This is a genomic window from Pseudomonas lurida, assembly GCF_013522705.1.
Lineage (GTDB): Bacteria > Pseudomonadota > Gammaproteobacteria > Pseudomonadales > Pseudomonadaceae > Aquipseudomonas > Aquipseudomonas quebecensis.
Window position 1 is genome coordinate 178825 of record NZ_JAAMRE010000006.1, and the last position, 17217, is coordinate 196041.

Below are 17217 nucleotides of genomic sequence, written 5' to 3' on the forward strand. Positions count from 1 at the left end.
GCTATGACGCTCGACCCACCCACGATCCTGGCCCTGACCGTCGCCCTGGCGGCCGCGGCTGCACTTTACCTGTTGATTGAATGGCGCAGTGTGCGCGAACCCTCCTTGCTCTGTTGGAGCGCCGGTTTCGCCACCATCACCGTCGGCTCGACCCTGGCGCTGCTGCGTATCAATGGCTACCTGGTGATCGGCATCTGGTTCGCCAACGGTTTGCTGGTGAGCGCACATTTTCTGTTTTTGCTCGGGGTGGCGCGGTTTACCCAAGTGCGTTTGTCAGCGCTTTGGGCACTGATGCTGCCGGTCTGGCTTGGCATGCTGATGCTGCCGGCCGACCTGCCGTGGTCAAAGGCGATGTTGGCGGTGCAGTCGCTGCTGGTGGCGTTGCCGACGTTGCGCGCCAGTTCTCTGCTGCGTCCCCATGGCAAATCCCTGAGCGTCGGCGCGGTGCAACTGCGCTATGTTTTATTGATTCATGGCGCTTTCTACGTGGCCAAGGCTGCGTCGGCGGTGGTTCCCGGCACCTTGATCGACCTCGCGGCGTTCAAGGGCGAAATCATCCAGGTGTCACTGGTGGAAGGCGCCATGGCGATCATGCTGATTGCGCTGTCGATGACCGGCTCGGAACGCTATCGCCGCGAACAGCACATCGCCCGCCTCGCCGCCCGCGACCCGCTCACCGCGCTCTACAACCGCCGCGCCCTGAACCTGCGCGCGCCACGCCTGCTGGCCCAGGCGTCGGCCGCACAACCGGGCGCACTGCTGCTGATCGACATCGATCACTTCAAAAGCGTCAACGACCTGCATGGTCACAGCGCCGGTGACCACCTGCTGATCGCATTGAGTGAAATGATCCGCAGCGTCACCCCCGACGGCGCCTTGGCCGCGCGCCTGGGCGGTGACGAATTCGCCATCCTGCTCAATGCCACCAGTGCGCAGGGGATCGTGGAACTGGGCAATCAACTACGCGGGCAATTCCAACAACTGGCCTGCCAACGCTTCACCACGCCGCAACCGGTGACACTGAGCATCGGCGCCCTGCTGTTCGACCAACCGCCGGCCAGCCTGGCGGCGTTGATCGAACAGGGGGATGCCACGTTGTATGAATCCAAGCGAGGTGGGCGTGACCGGATTCAGTTGGTGAGTGGGACGGGGGCTGGCGTTTGAGGCGCCGACTGTTGTGCTGAGCCGATTCGCTACCGCAAGCAGCATCTACCAGAGCGGAGCTATCTGCGCGCTGGCGGGGTAAAACCCTTCACCACGAGATACAACAACGGCCCCACCGATACGAACACCGCCGTCAGCAACCAGTACGGCAGCACCGACACCATCGGCCGCCCGCGCCGACGCGTATCGCGATACATCCACACGCAGGCCAGCACTGCCATCAAGTACAGGTCGATAACCACCTGCGCCGTGTCCGGGCGTGACAGCAGTTGCCGGCCAAAAGCCAATAGCGATTGCTCGGCAGTGAGCAGGGTCACAAGGGTATACAGGGAAAACCCCAGCAACGCGGCCAGGGCAATGAAAGGTCTGTGCATAGTCTGCTCCTTGATGTGATCGAGCATCACCCTAGTGATAAGGTGACGCTCCTCGCAATGACCAAGGAGGTCATGAATTGGCCATGGACACCCCTTCGACTGCCGGCGCACAACTGCGCCAATTGCGCCGCCGCGCCAAGCTGAGCCAGTTGGAACTGGCGCTGGTCACCGGTGTGTCCCAGCGCCATCTCAGTTGCGTCGAAACCGGCCGCGCGAGGGCCAGCCCCGGCACGCTGCATAACCTGCTCAGCGCGCTGGACGCACCGTTGGAGCAGTGCAACCGCGTGTTCCTGGCGGCCGGCTACGCGCCGCGCTATACCGCCACTGCGCTCGCCGCGCCCGGCATGGCGGCGGTTCGCGAAGCCGTCAGCCATGTGCTGCATGCCAACAACCCCGCGCCGGCGATCCTGCTGGGCAGTCATTGGGAGGTACTGGCCGCCAATGCCAGCACTGGGGTGTTGTTTGAACTGGTCGGGATCGCGCCCCAAGCCACTGACGGCCTGAACCTGATGGCCACGCTGCTACAGCCGGGCGGCCTGGGCGATCACTTGATCAATGCCGAAGAAATCCGCAGCGTGGCTTGGCAACGCGCCAGCCGCGAAGCGTTGGGTAACCCCGAGTTGGCCACGCTGTTGGCCGGCTTGCCGGCGCCGGACGTCACCGAATTGCCAGCGTCTATGCCGCCGCTGGTGCTGACGCGCGTCCGTTCGCGCCGGGGCGAGTTGAGCTTCCTATCGACCTTCACCACCTTCGGCATGCCCCAGGACATCACCCTCACCTCCTTGCGCATCGAACACCTGATCCCCGCCGATGCGCACACGTGGGAAGTAATGCGCGGTGCCTATGCGGACTATTGCGCGCTGGTTTTGTGAAATATCTGTCCGTAGACTGCCGCCATACCTCCCCTCTGAAGGCGGCGAAAAAACGTGATGCAAGTTACTGAAGTTTCCATTGCCCAGCTGCGCGCGGCGCTTGAATCCGGCCAGACCACTGCCGTTGAACTGGTCAAGGCCTACCTGGCGCGGATCGATGCCTATGACGGTCCGCAAACGGCCACCGCGCTGAACGCCGTGGTGGTGCGCAATCCCCAGGCGCTGGAAGAAGCGCGGGCGTCCGATGCGCGGCGAGCCAAGGGTGAGACCCTTGGGCCATTGGATGGCATTCCTTACACGGCCAAGGACAGTTACCTGGTCAAAGGCCTCACAGCGGCCTCCGGCAGCCCGGCGTTCGCCAAGCTGATGGCCTGTCGTGACGCGTTCACCATCGAACGCCTGCGCGCCGGTGGTGCGATCTGCCTGGGCAAGACCAATATGCCGCCGATGGCCAATGGCGGTATGCAGCGCGGCGTGTACGGCCGTGCCGAGAGCCCCTACAACGCCGATTACCTGACCGCGCCGTTCGCCTCCGGCTCGTCCAACGGTGCCGGTACCGCGACGGCGGCCAGTTTCGCCGCGTTCGGCCTGGCTGAAGAAACCTGGTCCAGCGGCCGTGGCCCGGCCTCCAACAACGGTCTATGTGCCTACACGCCGTCACGCGGGGTGATTTCGGTGCGCGGCAACTGGCCGTTGACCCCGACCATGGACGTGGTGGTGCCGTTTGCACGCACCATGGCCGACCTGCTGGAAGTGCTCGACGTGGTGGTCGCCGAAGACCCCGACACCCGTGGCGACCTGTGGCGCCTGCAACCCTGGGTGCCGATCCCCAGCGTTACCTCGGTGCGCCCTGCTTCCTATGCTGAACTGGCTGTCGACAGCACAACCCTGGCGGGTAAACGCTTCGGCGTGCCACGTATGTATATCAATGCCGACCCTGAGGCCGGCACCAGCGAAAAACCCGGTATCGGTGGCCCGACCGGGCAGAAGATCCACACCCGCGCGAGCGTGATTGACCTGTGGCAGGCCGCGCGCCAGGCGTTGGAAGCTGCCGGCGCGGAAGTGGTCGAGGTGGATTTCCCGCTGGTGTCCAACTGCGAAGGCGACCGCCCGGGCGCACCGACGGTGTTTACCCGTGGCCTGGTGTCCAAGCAGTTCCTGCACGATGAATTGTGGGAGCTTTCCGCATGGGCCTTCGACGATTTCCTGCGCGCCAATAACGACCCGGCCCTCAACCGCCTGGCGGACGTCGACGGCCCGCAGATTTTCCCCCACGACCCCGGCACCCTGCCCAACCGCGAAGACGACCTCGCGGCCGGCATGGACGAGTACGTGCGCATGGCCCAGCGCGGTATCACGCCGTGGAATGAAATCGCCAGCGTCCCCGACGGCCTTCGGGGCCTGGAACAGACCCGACGCATCGACCTGGAAGACTGGATGGACAGCCTCGGCCTCGACGCGGTGCTGTTCCCCACCGTGGCCGACGTTGGCCCGGCGGATGCGGATATCAACGAAGCCAGTGCCGACATCGCCTGGAGCAACGGCATCTGGGTGGCCAACGGCAACCTCGCCATCCGCCACCTGGGCGTGCCTACCGTCACCGTACCGATGGGCGTGATGGCGGATATCGGCATGCCGGTGGGGCTGACGTTTGCCGGTCGGGCATACGATGACTCGGCGTTGCTGCGCTACGCCTCGGCGTACGAAGCCACCGGCAGCAAACGCCTGATCCCACCGCGCACGCCGCCACTGAACGCACACTAACGTGTCCATCTGATTCTCGGCCAGGGGGAGGCAACGAGCATAGCGATGCGCCAGTTCGACAGGAAGCCGTACGTCCCCATGCACTGTATTAGGACGTCATACCAGTTAAATCGAACACGAAGCGCCTTATATTCAGGGATATTTCAAAATTTAATTTCCTTACCCTTTCAAAATATTGCATGGTTGTACGACGACATCGAATGTCGTCTCTCTCAACAACAATAAGGAACGCCCCATGCAGAATATGAAAGTGCTGATCGGTTTTCTGTGCCTGTTCAGCGGCTATGTCGCTGCCGCCCCCGCCGCCGATGACAAGGACGTCGCCCAAGCCGTCGACCACCTGACCCAAGCCATGCTGCACAAGGACATCAATCAGTTACAGGCCCTCACCGCCGAAAAGCTGACCTACGGCCACTCCAGCGGCAAGATTCAGAACAAGCAGGAATTCATCGCCGACATCGAGACCGGCCGCAGCGGCTTCAAGACTCTGGAAATGCAGAAGCAGACCATCACCTTGAGCGGCGATACCGCGCTGGTGCGCAATCACTTTCACGCCCAGGCGGTGAACAGCGGTGTCGAGGTGCCCACCGATATCGAGAACTTCCAGGTCTGGCAGAAACACAAAGGCCACTGGCTGCTGATCGGCCGTCAGGCCTTCAAGTTCTGATTCCCCGGTGAGCCGGCGCGGCTCACCACATCACGGCACTGCGCACCTTGAGCAATGCTTCGCGCAGTGCCGGCATGTCCACCGACCCCAGGGCCAGGCGCAGTGCATGCGGCACATGGGTCGAGACCGCGAACGGCTCGGCGGTGGACACCGACACGCCCTGGCGCTGCAGTTGCATCGCCACCTGATCGGCGCGGGCATCTTCGGCCAGGGGCAGCCATAAGAAATACGAAGAGGGATGAGCGGTGTAAGCCAGCCCCTTGAGCACCTGGGCCGCCAACGCCTGGCGCGCCCGCGCATCCTCGCGCTTTTGCGCTTCCAGCTGTGCCACGGTGCCGTCTTCGAGCCAACCCACGGCGATTGCGCTCATGACGCCGGGCACGTTCCAGGTGGTCGCCATGACGCTGCGCTCCAACGCCTTGACCCAGGCCGGTGGCGCGGCGACAAATCCTACCCGCAGGCCAGTGGCGACACTTTTGGATAACCCGCCGACATACACCGTGCGCTCCGGCGCCAGCCTGGCCACGGGTGGCGGCGCGTCCTCGGCGAGAAACGCGTAGGCCGCGTCCTCGATAATCATCAGATTGTGTTGTTGGGCGATGTGCACCAACCGCTCGCGCTGCGCCAGGTCCATTACCCAGCCAAGTGGATTATGCAACGTCGGCATGCTGTACACCGCGCGCACCGGACGGCGACGACACAACGCCTGCAGGGCGTCCAGGTCCGGGCCGTGGGCGTTGGCCGGCAGGGCCAGGATTTCCAGGTGCAGCGTGTCGGCCAGCACCTTGAACCCCGAGTAGGTCAGCGCATCGACAGCAATCACATCGCCGGGCTTGAGCAGCGCCATCATCGTCACCGCCAGGCCATGTTGCGCGCCGCTGACCACCAGCACCTGGTCGGCGGTTACGCATAATCCGCGGCTAAGCAAATGCCGAGCGACAGCGGCGCGCTCGTGCACGCGGCCGGCGTGCGGCTGGTAACGCAGCAATGCCTCCAGGTCGCCCGACAGCGCCAACTGACGCAAAGCCGTGCGCAGCAGGTCAGCCTGACCAGGCAACGACGGGTAGTTGAAATTCAGGTCGAGCAGCCCCGCCGCCACGTTCATCTGCCCGCTGCCCTGCCCCGGCGGCAAGGCGATTTCACGCACAAACGTACCGCGTCCGGTTTCGCCACTGACCAGGCCCATGACCTCCAGCTCGGTGTACACCCGGCTCGCGGTGGCCAGCGCAAGGCCATGTTCGGCGGCCAACTGACGGTGCGTGGGCAGCCGAGTACCGGGCGCCATCGCGCCTGAGCGAATTGCCTGGGCGAAGCGATCGACCAGCAGTTTGTAACGGGCTCGTGGCATGCAAGGTGTATCCATGACAATTTTTTGATTGTGCCAATGCTCGCTCCTAGGATGACGCCCACGCAACTTCTCTTTTTCAGGCAGACCTCATGGAACATACGCTCGACACCCCGGACACCCGCGCACAGGGCTGGATCAACGGTTTTATCGGCGTGGTGATTTTCAGCGGTTCACTGCCGGCCACGCGCCTGGCGGTAATGGAATTCGACCCGGTGTTCCTGACCGTGATCCGCGCCACCCTCGCCGCGCTGCTCGCGGTAGTGCTGCTGTGGGTGTTCAAGGAAAAACGCCCCACACGCCAACAGTGGCTGCCCCTGGTCATCGTTTCGCTGGGCGTGGTGATTGGTTTTCCCCTGCTGACTGCCCTGGCGCTGCAATACGTGACCTCAGCCCATTCCATTGTGTTTATCGGGCTGTTGCCGCTGGCCACGGCGGTGTTTGCGGTGTGGCGCGGTGGCGAGCGGCCGCGCCCGGTATTTTGGTTGTTCTCACTGTTGGGCAGCGCGCTGGTGGTGGGCTACGCCTTCGCGCAGGGCCTGACCGCCGCCCCGGCCGGTGACCTGCTGATGCTACTGGCGGTGCTGGTGTGCGGCCTGGGATACGCCGAGGGCGCCACGCTGTCGCGCAGCCTGGGCGGTTGGCAGGTGATCTGTTGGGCGCTGGTGGTGGCGCTGCCGGTAGTGGCGCCACTGAGCCTGCTGCTGGCGCCGTCGAGTGTCACCGCGATCAGCCTGCCGGCGTGGCTGAGCCTGGGCTACGTGGCGTTGTTCAGCATGTTGCTCGGCTTTGTATTCTGGTATCGCGGCCTCGCTCAGGGCGGTATCGCCGCGGTCGGCCAGTTGCAGTTACTGCAACCATTCTTCGGCCTGGCGCTGGCGGCTTGGCTGCTGCATGAACAGGTCAGCCCAGGCATGCTGTTGGTGACGCTGCTGGTGATCGCGTGCGTGGCGGGCGCCAGGCGTTTTGCGCGGTGATACACCGTCTCTGGGCGGCATCATTACCTCAGCGTTTTATTCCCATTCCTCGTTTGTCCTGCTAAACAGAGTTATCGCCACGGAATAAAAGGATGCGACATGCACGCCCCTTCACTGCAGGACACCACCGCGCCGGAAGGCGTCTGTTACGGCTGCGGCAGCAGCAATCCCCACGGCCTGCACATCAAGAGCCGCTGGGATGAAGACCGCGTCCATGTGATTGCCGAGCACCAGCCGGACGCCCGCTACTGCGGCTGGCCGGACTTGGTGTATGGCGGCCTGATCGCGATGCTGGTGGACTGCCACTCCAACTGGACCGCCATGGCTTATCACTACCAGGCCGAACAACGCGAACCCGGCAGCGAGCCGCGCATCGACTGCGTCACCGGCAACCTGGGCATCAAATTCATCAAGCCCACCCCCATGGGCGTACCGCTGACCTTACGCGCGCGGGTCGAGGGCGATGTCGGGCGCAAAACCCAGGTGATCTGCGAGGTGTACGCCGGCGGCGTACTCACGGCCATCGGCGATTCGGTATTTGTGCGTGTCGATACCGGCCAGTTGGCCGCCGCTGCCCACGGTCGCACCGACTGAATCCGGGTACCTTTCACTGCCACCGTTTAGCGAGGACTGCATCGATGGAACGCTTGAGCGCCAAAGACTTCGCCCCCGAACTGCTGGAACTCTATGACGGCTATGCCCATGGCACGATCAACCGTCGCGAGTTTCTCGACCGCGCCGCGCTGTTCACTTTCGGCGGGCTGACCGCGTCGGCGTTGCTGGCGGCGCTGAGCCCCGACTATGCCCTGGCCGAACAGGTGAAATTCACCGACCCTGCCATCGTCGCCGACTACATCACCTACCCCTCGCCTCAGGGCCACGGCACAGTACGCGGCTATCTGGTGCGCCCGACACATGCCAGCGGCAAGCTGCCGGCGGTGGTGGTGGTGCATGAAAATCGCGGTTTGAACCCCTATATCGAAGACGTCGCGCGGCGCCTGGCCAAGGCCGGATTCATCGCCCTGGCGCCGGACGGCCTGACCTCGGTCGGCGGTTACCCCGGCAATGATGAAAAAGGCAAGGCGCTGCAAGAGCAAGTCGACCCGACCAAACTGATGAACGATTTCTTCGCGGCCATCGAATGGCTGATGAAGCACGACAGCGGCAACGGTAAGGTCGGTATCACCGGTTTCTGTTATGGCGGCGGGGTAACCAATGCGGCCGCGGTGGCCTATCCCGAACTGGGCGCTGCTGTGTCGTTTTATGGGCGCCAACCGGACACGAAGGACGTTGCACGCATCAAGGCGCCGATCATGCTGCACTTCGGCGAGCTGGACACGCGCATCAACGAAGGCTGGCCGGCCTATGAACACGCGTTGAAGGCGGCCGGAACCCTCTATGAGGCGTATATCTACCAGGGCGCCAACCATGGCTTTCACAACGACTCGACACCGCGTTACGACGACGCGGCGGCGAACCTGGCGTGGGAGCGCACATTGGGGTGGTTTCGCAAATACCTGGCGTGAGAGCGACTGTGAGCGGGGTTGCCCGCCTGGAGCTGGAACATAAAACGCTTCTTGCAGTGAGCAGGCTTGCCCTGCTCATAACAGCAAGCTGAGGGTCAGTGTTCCAGGGCATATCGCCGGCAGTGGTTGAGGTAGCCTTGCTCATGGCTGCCTACCAGTTGCACCACGCTGGTCCATAACCACGACGGCGCGTCCAGTTGCCGGGTGCGGTTCTCCTGGAGGACCGCCATCCAGGCCTTGCGGGTGGCGCGGTCCATCTGTCGGGCGTGGGCGATACCGACCACGCGGGCCAGGTAACCGGCGGCGTGCATGGCGTCGGTTTCGCTCAGTTCGTCCAGTTCCAGCTTCATGTCCTGGGGCAGCAGTTCCCGGATAAAAAAACCATGGTCCAAAAAGCGCGTCGCCACCATGCGTTCGCCCAATCCCGGCGACAACTGACGCGCGCCCTCAACCACGCGGCGACCATTGTCTCGTGGCATCTTCGCCCGGGACGCACGGGGTGCCGCCGCGCCCACGGCTTCCTTGATATCGATCAGGCAGTACTCCTGATCATCTTTGTCACCCACACCGAGCAACACTGCATAACGCAGCAGCCCGAGGGAACTGCAGCCCTTGACCCAATACGCCGAGTCCAGCAACTCGACCTTGGCATCCTTGGGCCGCCCCTTGAGCGAGGTGACCAACTGCTGAATGTCATCCGAGGCGCAGACGTTTTCCAACGCACTTTTTTCCGCCCGCGACAGCGACCAGAAGTGTTTGCCCAGCGGGATCGTCGGCCGCACGCTCTCGATCCGTTCACGCGCCAAATGCTTCCAGGTACGCGCCACCGCGCTGCGCATGCCGGCCTTGACCTGGGAGGGGCGTGGCGGGGCTTCGTCCGGCTTGTCTTTGAAGGCTTGTTCGTAACCCTGCATCATTTCTTCGAGCATGCGTGCGGTGGTCACCCCTGGCAGGTCCGAGCCACGCGCGGCCGTGGCCAGGGACAGGGCCAGGCGCACCAGGTCATGGGCCGGGTTGCCGATCACCGTTTGGTCGAGGTCGCGGATATGCATGTCGATGCGGCCGTCGGTGTCCCCGGTCGGGCCCAGATTACCGGCGTGGCAGTCGCCACAGATCCAAATCGCCGGGCCATGGGGCAAGCGGCGTCCGGGCAGGCTGTGCAGCCACTCGTAGAATTGCACGGTGCTGCCCCGCACATAGGCGTGGGCCGAGCGCGCCATCTTCAGATTGCGCAGTTGAGTCAGGTGCGGCATGCGGGCGGAGGGGCGCGGAATTTTCATGAACAGCCTCAGGTCGGGGCCACAGTAGATCGCCGAGCCAGCGAGAATGTTTCATTTTGTTTCAAGAAGATGGCAGAAGGACAGCTTCGTCTTCACCGGCCTGGGTTTGCAGCCAGCCCTTGAACGCCAGCATCGCCGGTGTCTCGGCCCTGGACTGCAGGCGCGTCAACCAATAGCTGCCGGTGGTAATGCCCACGTCGAAAGGCTGGCGAATCAGATCGTTTTCCAATTGCCGCGCAAACATCACCGCCGGTGCCAACGCCACCCCGATCCCCTGCAACGCGGCATCCATCATCGCCAGCGAAGAGTCGAACACGATACTGCGTGGCACAAGGGTATCGGCGGGCAACCCAGCGGCGTGAAACCACAGGTTCCATTCATCGGCGCGGTAGGAGCGCAGCAGCGTGTGCTTCAACAGGTCGTGCGGCGCGTGCAGGTGCTCGGCGATCGCCGGGATGCACAGCACCGTCAGCGGCGCCGCCAGCACGTGGCAGGCATCGGTGCCATGCCAGGCACCGGCGCCGAAACGTACTGCGTAATCCAGGCCTTCGGCAGCCACATCGACACGGTTGTTGTGGGTGGACAGGCGCAGGTCGATCAGCGGGTAACGTGCCTGAAAGTCCGAAAGGCGCGGCAACAGCCAGCCCACCGCGAAGGTGCCCACCGCACCCACGGTCAGCACTTCGCGGTAATGCCCGCCTTCGAACTGCCCCAGGGTCTGGGCGATGCGGTCGAAGGATTCACGCAGCACCGGCAGCAGGGTTTCGCCTTCGCGGGTGAGCATGAGCCCGCGCGGCAGGCGCTTGAACAAAGTGACATTGAGTTGGGCTTCCAGGCTTTTTACCTGATGGCTGACCGCCGCCTGGGTAACGCACAGCTCGATGGCGGCGCGGGTGAAGCTCAGGTGGCGAGCCGAAACCTCGAAGGCGCGCAGGGCATTGAGGGGCAAATGGGAACGCAACATCAGCTAGCCCAAATTTTTCTAATGGCTGGGACGAGATATCATCGTTTGTCGAGTCAGTGAAATCCACCTAGATTTGCGGCGCCTGCGCAGGCCTTGATTGTCATCGCACCACTTATTAGGGAAGCCAACCACCATGCGTCACTCCGTACGATCACTCGCCCTCTCTAGCCTGCTGCTCAGCGCCGGTCACTGTCTGGCCGATTCGGACCTGCGCCCCGTGGTCAACGCCAGCGTCGAACCGCTGATGCAGCAGCAAGGCATCACCGGTCTTTCGGTGGCAGTGATCCACAAAGGCCAGGTGCAATACTTTAATTACGGCCTCGCTTCCAGAGACACGCGACAGCCCGTGACCGAAAACACGCTGTTTGAAGTGGGTTCGGTCAGTAAAACCTTCGCCGCCACGCTTGGCGGCTACGCCCAGGCTACCGGCAAACTTAAGCTCACGGACCCGGCCGCCCAGCACCTGCCGGCTCTCAAGGGCAGCGCTCTAGAACGTATCAGCCTGCTGCAATTGGCGACCTACACCGCGGGCGGCCTGCCGTTGCAGATTCCCCAGGCGGCCGACAATGCCGACAACATGCTCAGCTACTTCCAGCACTGGACACCCGCCTACGCCCCCGGCACGCAGCGGTTGTATTCCAACCCGAGCATCGGCCTGTTCGGCTATCTGGCCGCGCGAAGCCTGGGGCAGCCTTACCACGTCGCCATGGAGCAGACGCTGCTGCCCAAACTAGGCCTGAAAAACACCTACGTAAACGTGCCAGACGAGCAAAAACCTCGTTACGCCCAGGGCTATGACAAGCAGGACAAGCCCGTGCGCGTTTCCCCTGGCGCGCTGGACAGCGAAGCCTATGGCATCAAGACCACCGCCCGTGACCTGGCGCATTACGTCATCGCGAACATGCACCCGCAAACCCTGGAGCAACCGCTGCAACAAGCCATCGCCACCGCCCATAGCGGTTATTACCAAGTAGACGGCATGACCCAGGCTCTGGGCTGGGAGTACTACCCTTACCCCATCGCGCTGCAGGCCCTGATCGACGGCAACTCCACGCCGATGGCCATGCAACCCCACGCGGTCGGTTGGTTTGCCACGCCCCACGCGCAACCGGCCAATGCGCTGTACAACAAGACCGGTTCCACCGGCGGTTTTGGCGCGTACGTCGCGTATGTGCCAGCCCAGGACAAAGGCGTGGTGATCCTGGCGAACAGGAATTACCCGAACGCTGAGCGGGTAAAGGTGGCGCATGCGATCCTGAGCGCGCTGGCACCCTAACTGGCTCGGGCGCCACAGCCGTTATTCGGCGTACGCCCAGGTCATGCGAAACGACGCCCCGCCCCATTCCGAATCCTGCACTTCGACCTGCCCGCCATGCCACTGGGACACCCGTTGCACCAGGGCCAGGCCGAGGCCGAAGCCGCCGGTGCGACGGTCGCGACTGGCGTCCAGGCGCATGAACGGCTGGAAGATTTTCGCGCGGCCGTCCTCGGGCACGCCGGGGCCGTCGTCACATACACGCACTTCATAGCCGCTACCGAACGCGATCAGCGACACCTGTACCCGCCGCTCGGCGTAACGGATGGCGTTGCGCAACAGGTTGATCACAGCGCGAGCCATAAAGCGCGGCTCAATCTGGATAAAGTCCACCTCACACACCCGCAGCGATAACTGGACGCCGGCCGCTTCGGCCTCCAGCGCCACGCTGGCGATAACGCTGTCGAGCCAGCTGTGGGCTTCGATGCGCTCGCGGGTTACCTGCGTGGCGCCTCGCTCCAGGCTGGCGTAGGTGAGCAACTCCGAGACCATCTCTTCCAGCTCGCCCAGGTCGGCGTACATGTCGGCAATCAGCTCGCCGCGCTGGCGTGGGTCGGCCTGTTGCTTGAGCTGGTCGAGTTCGAACGACAGCCGCGCGATCGGCGTGCGCAGTTCATGGGATACCGCGTTGGTGAGTTCGCGCTGATTGGCGATCAGGCTTTCGATGCGCTCGGCCATCTGATTGAAGTGGCCGGCCAGCTCGCGCACGGTGGAACGTCGCGGCAGCAGGATACGTGAGCCGAGGTCGTTATCACCAAAGCGTTGGGCGGCCAGGCGGATGTGCTCCAGGTCGCGCCAATGCGGGCGCACCCAAAAATACAGGACAACGGCCAGGCACACGCCGAGAAACCCATAGGCCCACATATACAGCCATTTAGGCTCTTCCGGCAGCTTGATCTCCAGCAATTGCGGGCCACCGTCAATATCGGCGAGGAACTCCATAAAGTCGCCACGTACCACCAGCCGCCCCTCGGCCAGCAGCGCTTGCTCGCGAGCCGTCAGTGCCTGAGCATCCTTGAGCACCAGTTGCAGACGCAGCCCGTAATAAGGTTGCAGCTCAGCAAGCCGAGCCTGGCGCTGTGTAACGGGCAGCGGCCGCAATTGTTCCACCAGGCCGTAAGCCGGGCCACGCAGGGCCTCGCGGTTGTAGGTTTCGTTGGCCTCGGGCAGCAACTCGTCGAAGGTGTAGTTGACCAGCCAGATCGCGCCCGCCAGCCCCAACGCCAGGATCAGATACAGACGCAGGTAAAGTCGCAGCACCTAGACCTCCCACGCAAACGGATTGAACAGGTAGCCCTTGCCCCAGATGGTCTTGATGCAGACCGGTTCGCGAGGGTTGTCGTTGAGCTTGGCGCGCAGCTTGCTGATGTACACGTCGACGCTGCGGTTGAGCCCGTCGAAGGCGATACCGCGCATGCGGTTGAGAATGTCATCGCGCGACAGGATGCTGCCGGCGTTGCTGGCCAGCAGCCAGAGCAGTTCGAACTCCATGGTGGTCAGGTCGATGCGCTCGTCGCCCAGGCTGACCACCCGGCAACTGCGGTCGATGGCCAACCGGCCGAACGCCAGCGCGCCACGTACCGTGGGCTCGGGCGCCTGCCTGCGTTGCAGCGCACGCAGGCGCGCAAGCAGCACGGGTGGTTTGATCGGCTTGATCACGTAGTCGTCGGCGCCGGACTCCAGGCCCAGGATATGGTCCAGGTCGTCCTCCTTGGCGGTGAGGATCACAATCGGTGTGTCCGACACGCGACGGATTTCACGGCACACCTGCAGGCCGCTCTGGCCCGGCAGCATCAGGTCGAGCACCACCATCTTCGGGGTGAAATCCAAAAAGGCTTCCAGGGCCTCGTCGCCCCGGTGCACCACTCGCACGTCAAAGCCATGCTGCGACAAAAAATGTGCGATCAGCCCTGCCAGTCGTTCGTCGTCCTCGACCAGCAGAACCTTGCCCAGCCCCAGGTTTTCCATAGGTTCTCAGTGTGCAAACGGCGATTGATTGAAGAGCGGGCATTATAGATGGCAAGCTGCACCACTTGAGTGGTCGGCCAACTCCCGACAGGTCAAGCTTCATGTTTTTAAGAGTTTTTAACAAATAGCCCGCAGTTTTTAACGCCAACCCCAGGGAGCTGTATGCGTAAGGATTACCTGGCGTTCTTCATCTCACTGCTTGTGTCGCGGCTGGCGGACCAGATTCTGTTGTTTATCGTGCCCCTGATCGTGTTCCAGACCACCGGCAGCGTGGCCTGGGCGGGCCTGGCGTTTTTTTGCGAGTCGCTGCCGCGCTACCTGGCGTTCCCGGTGTGCGGGGCGTTGTGCGATAAGTTTTCACCGGTGCGCATCCTGCATATCAGCCAGGTCTACCGGGCACTGGTATGCGCAGTGACGGTAGCGTTGTATGGGCTGTTCGATGGCATTTATTGGCTGGTGATCCTGTCGGCACTGTGCGGGGTGCTGACGACCCTGGGCATCATGGCGCGGGAAGTGGTGATGCCCCATGGTTTCCCACAGTACAGCTACGCCAAGACCCTGTCCTATTCACAGATTGCCGATCAGAGCGGCCTGGTGCTCGGCCCGCTGCTGGCGGCGCTGCTGCTGCAAGTCTGGAGCTGGCCGTGGGTGGTGGCAGGCGTGGCCGGGCTGTTCGTGGTGGCCGATCTGGCCATGTTGATCTGGCAGCGCCACACCACAATCCACCTACCGAGCCATGCCCAGCACGGCGATATCTGGCTGCAGCCGCTGCGCATCGCCTTCGGCCACATAGGTCGACTGGCGGCACTCAAGCGCATCATCACCCTGGCGGTCGGCGTCAACCTGATCGTCGGCGTAACGCTGGCGACCTCGGCGGCCATGGTCACCGGCCAGTTCGGCGCCGGCAAGGACAGCTACGCCCTGCTCCAGGCTGCGGGGGCGCTGGTCACCATTGGGATTCTGTTCTATCTGGCTCACTCGGCATTGCCCATGAAGCTCATGGGCGGGCTGGGCTATTCAATGATTGCCGTGGGTGCGCTGATCACGGCGATCAGCCCGGATGTGTGGGCCTACACCCTGGGTTTCCTGCTGATCACAGGCTTTGACAAGATGTTCAATGTGTACCTGCGCAGTACCCGGCAGCGGGTGATTCCGGTGCAGGACTTCGGCAAGACCGTAGGCGTGATCACCCTGCTCAACAACCTCGCCCAACCCTTGGCGGGCTTGATGGTTGCGCTGCTGGCCGCGCCTGTCGGCACGCAAACGGTGATCCTGTTACTGACCGGGATCACCGCGCTGATCGGCGTCGCGGTAGCGTCAGGCTGGCACGCCACTGTGAAAGCGGAACTCGATGTCGGGTGACTCGATCAGTTCCTGCTCCGCCGCCCTTACCCGCTCGATCACCTGGGCAATGTCCCTGGCGTCGCCATACTGGTAGGCCAATTTCAAATAGCCCTGGAAATGCCGCGCTTCGCTTTTGAGCAGGCCAAAGTAGAACTTGCCGAGTTCTTCGTCCAAATGCGGCACCAGCGCTTCGAAACGCTCGCAACTGCGCGCCTCGATAAACGCGCCGACCACCAGAGTGTCCACCAGCTTGACCGGCTCATGACTGCGCACCACTTTGCGCAGTCCGGAGGCATAACGCCCGGCGTGCAGTTGGCGCAGTTCCACTTTGCGCTTTTTCATCAGGCGCATGACCTGCTCGTGATGCACGAGTTCTTCCCGGGCCAGGCGCGACATCATGTTGATCAGGTCGACATGGGCGTAGTACTTGGCCATGAGGCTAAGCGCGGTGCTGGCGGCCTTGAATTCACAGTTCTTGTGGTCGATCAACAGGGTGTCCTGATCGGCCAACGCGGCCTGGACCCAGGCGTCAGGGGTACGGCAACCGAGGAATTCGTGGATTTCGGGCAGGTTCATCGGGCTCACGGGCAAAGGATCACAAAAGGGGGGCGATTATACCGACCGCGCCGCAGACCACCAGCCACCGGGCTTGATGTGCATCAACATGACGTCCGGCGGGCAGCAACTATAGTTGTTCCACGCTCACCCTTTTGGAGATCCGATCATGCAAGCCATTCGCAGCATCCTGGTGGTCATCGAGCCCGCGCATTCGGAAGGCCTGGCCCTCAAGCGCGCCAAGCTGATCGCCGGGGTCACCGGCGCGCACTTGCATTTGCTGATCTGCGACAGGAAACACGAGCATTCGGCGCTGTTGAGCCTGCTCAAGGCCGGCTTGCAGGAAGACGGTTACAGCGTGACCACCGAGCAGGCGTGGAATGAAAGCCTGCATGACACAATTATCGACGTGCAGCAGGCCGAGGGCTGTGGGCTAGTGATCAAGCAGCACTTTCCCGACAGCCCGCTTAAAAAGGCGCTGCTGACGCCGGCGGACTGGAAACTGTTGCGCGTGTGCCCGACGCCGGTGCTGCTGGTGAAGACGTCCACGCCTTGGGCGGGCGGGGTGATTCTGGCGGCGATTGATGTGGGCAACAACGACGCAGAACACCGCGAGCTGCATCACGCGATCATCGACCATGGCTTCGGCATCGCCAGTCTGGCCAAGGCGCAGTTGCATGTGATCAGCGCCCATCCTTCGCCGATGCTGTCGGCGGCGGACCCGACGTTCCAGCTCAAGGAAACCATCGAGGCGCGTTATCGCGAGCAGTGCAAGGCGTTCCAGGCTAAATTCGATGTGGATGACGCACACCTGCACGTCGAAGAGGGCCCGGCGGACGTATTGATCCCCCATCTTGCCCACACACTGAAAGCGGCCGTGACCATCATCGGCACAGTGGGGCGCACCGGCATTTCCGGATCGCTGATCGGTAATACGGCGGAGGTGATACTGGACGCGGTGGACAGCGATGTACTGGTGCTCAAGCCGCAGACCTTGATGGATGACCTGGGGGCACTGGCGACCAAGGCCTGACGCCGACTCCCCCATACCACCGAGATCCAATGTGGGTGGGGGCAAGACCCTCCCCCATTTGGATGTGTG

17 protein-coding genes are annotated in these 17217 nt (G+C 63.0%); 10 read left to right on the plus strand and 7 right to left on the minus strand.

What is annotated here, in order from left to right; genetic code table 11:
• Positions 1-3: 3 nt before the first annotated feature.
• Positions 4-1164: a GGDEF domain-containing protein gene (locus G7025_RS07840; protein WP_181077895.1), complete on the plus strand. Its 1161-nt coding sequence runs from the start codon at positions 4-6 to the stop codon at positions 1162-1164.
• A gap of 59 nt (positions 1165-1223) precedes the next feature.
• Here G7025_RS07840 and G7025_RS07845 read toward each other — a convergent pair whose 3' ends face one another.
• Positions 1224-1538 (minus strand): DUF2834 domain-containing protein, encoded by a 315-nt coding sequence (locus G7025_RS07845; RefSeq protein ID WP_181077896.1) that lies wholly within the window; start codon positions 1536-1538, stop codon positions 1224-1226.
• Positions 1539-1621: 83 nt separating this feature from the next.
• Between G7025_RS07845 and G7025_RS07850 the strand changes: the two genes are divergently transcribed.
• From G7025_RS07850 to G7025_RS07860, 3 genes are all read left to right on the plus strand, one after another.
• Positions 1622-2410 carry a helix-turn-helix domain-containing protein gene (locus G7025_RS07850; RefSeq protein ID WP_181077897.1) on the plus strand — a complete coding sequence of 263 codons (789 nt, stop codon included), beginning with the start codon at positions 1622-1624 and terminating at the stop codon, positions 2408-2410.
• A gap of 54 nt (positions 2411-2464) precedes the next feature.
• Positions 2465-4174, plus strand: coding sequence for an amidase (locus G7025_RS07855; protein ID WP_181077898.1), 1710 nt, complete (start codon positions 2465-2467; stop codon positions 4172-4174).
• A gap of 235 nt (positions 4175-4409) precedes the next feature.
• Entirely contained in the window at positions 4410-4841 is a 432-nt protein-coding gene (locus tag G7025_RS07860; RefSeq protein WP_181077899.1) for a nuclear transport factor 2 family protein, read from the plus strand.
• Positions 4842-4863: 22 nt separating this feature from the next.
• On the opposite strand, the gene G7025_RS07865 is transcribed toward G7025_RS07860, so the two are convergent.
• Positions 4864-6189, minus strand: coding sequence for an aminotransferase-like domain-containing protein (locus tag G7025_RS07865; RefSeq protein WP_181077900.1), 1326 nt, complete (start codon positions 6187-6189; stop codon positions 4864-4866).
• Positions 6190-6278: 89 nt separating this feature from the next.
• Between G7025_RS07865 and G7025_RS07870 the strand changes: the two genes are divergently transcribed.
• The 3 genes from G7025_RS07870 to yghX all read left to right on the plus strand — a co-directional run bounded on the left by G7025_RS07870 (position 6279) and on the right by yghX (position 8689).
• A complete protein-coding gene (locus tag G7025_RS07870) occupies positions 6279-7163 on the plus strand; it encodes a DMT family transporter (RefSeq protein WP_181077902.1) in 885 nt (294 codons plus the stop codon).
• A gap of 99 nt (positions 7164-7262) precedes the next feature.
• Positions 7263-7757: a PaaI family thioesterase gene (locus G7025_RS07875; protein ID WP_181077904.1), complete on the plus strand. Its 495-nt coding sequence runs from the start codon at positions 7263-7265 to the stop codon at positions 7755-7757.
• A 44-nt stretch (positions 7758-7801) separates the two neighbouring features.
• On the plus strand, positions 7802-8689 hold the full coding sequence (yghX, locus tag G7025_RS07880) for a YghX family hydrolase (protein ID WP_181077906.1): 888 nt from the start codon (positions 7802-7804) through the stop codon (positions 8687-8689).
• 95 nt (positions 8690-8784) lie between these two features.
• On the opposite strand, the gene G7025_RS07885 is transcribed toward yghX, so the two are convergent.
• Together G7025_RS07885 and G7025_RS07890 are read right to left on the minus strand one after the other, a co-directional pair.
• The gene (locus tag G7025_RS07885) at positions 8785-9969 is read right to left on the minus strand and encodes a DUF2252 domain-containing protein (protein WP_181077908.1); all 1185 of its coding nucleotides are present in this window, start codon (positions 9967-9969) and stop codon (positions 8785-8787) included.
• A gap of 61 nt (positions 9970-10030) precedes the next feature.
• Positions 10031-10933, minus strand: coding sequence for a LysR family transcriptional regulator (locus G7025_RS07890; protein WP_181077910.1), 903 nt, complete (start codon positions 10931-10933; stop codon positions 10031-10033).
• 133 nt (positions 10934-11066) lie between these two features.
• On the opposite strand from G7025_RS07890, the gene ampC reads away from it, so the two are divergent.
• Positions 11067-12209 carry a class C beta-lactamase gene (gene ampC / locus G7025_RS07895; RefSeq protein ID WP_181077912.1) on the plus strand — a complete coding sequence of 381 codons (1143 nt, stop codon included), beginning with the start codon at positions 11067-11069 and terminating at the stop codon, positions 12207-12209.
• A 21-nt stretch (positions 12210-12230) separates the two neighbouring features.
• Here ampC and G7025_RS07900 read toward each other — a convergent pair whose 3' ends face one another.
• Together G7025_RS07900 and G7025_RS07905 are read right to left on the minus strand one after the other, a co-directional pair.
• A complete protein-coding gene (locus tag G7025_RS07900; protein WP_181077914.1) occupies positions 12231-13508 on the minus strand; it encodes an ATP-binding protein in 1278 nt (425 codons plus the stop codon).
• On the minus strand, positions 13509-14216 hold the full coding sequence (locus G7025_RS07905; RefSeq protein WP_181077916.1) for a winged helix-turn-helix domain-containing protein: 708 nt from the start codon (positions 14214-14216) through the stop codon (positions 13509-13511).
• Positions 14217-14378: 162 nt separating this feature from the next.
• Here G7025_RS07905 and G7025_RS07910 point away from each other — a divergent pair, with 162 nt between their 5' ends.
• Positions 14379-15578, plus strand: coding sequence for an MFS transporter (locus G7025_RS07910; protein ID WP_181077918.1), 1200 nt, complete (start codon positions 14379-14381; stop codon positions 15576-15578).
• On the opposite strand, the gene G7025_RS07915 is transcribed toward G7025_RS07910, so the two are convergent.
• Positions 15534-16136: a tRNA-(ms[2]io[6]A)-hydroxylase gene (locus tag G7025_RS07915; RefSeq protein ID WP_181077920.1), complete on the minus strand. Its 603-nt coding sequence runs from the start codon at positions 16134-16136 to the stop codon at positions 15534-15536. The two genes, G7025_RS07910 and G7025_RS07915, sit on opposite strands and share 45 nt — an antisense overlap.
• A 148-nt stretch (positions 16137-16284) precedes the next feature.
• On the opposite strand from G7025_RS07915, the gene G7025_RS07920 reads away from it, so the two are divergent.
• Positions 16285-17148 carry a universal stress protein gene (locus G7025_RS07920; RefSeq protein WP_181077922.1) on the plus strand — a complete coding sequence of 288 codons (864 nt, stop codon included), beginning with the start codon at positions 16285-16287 and terminating at the stop codon, positions 17146-17148.
• Positions 17149-17217: the final 69 nt, after the last annotated feature.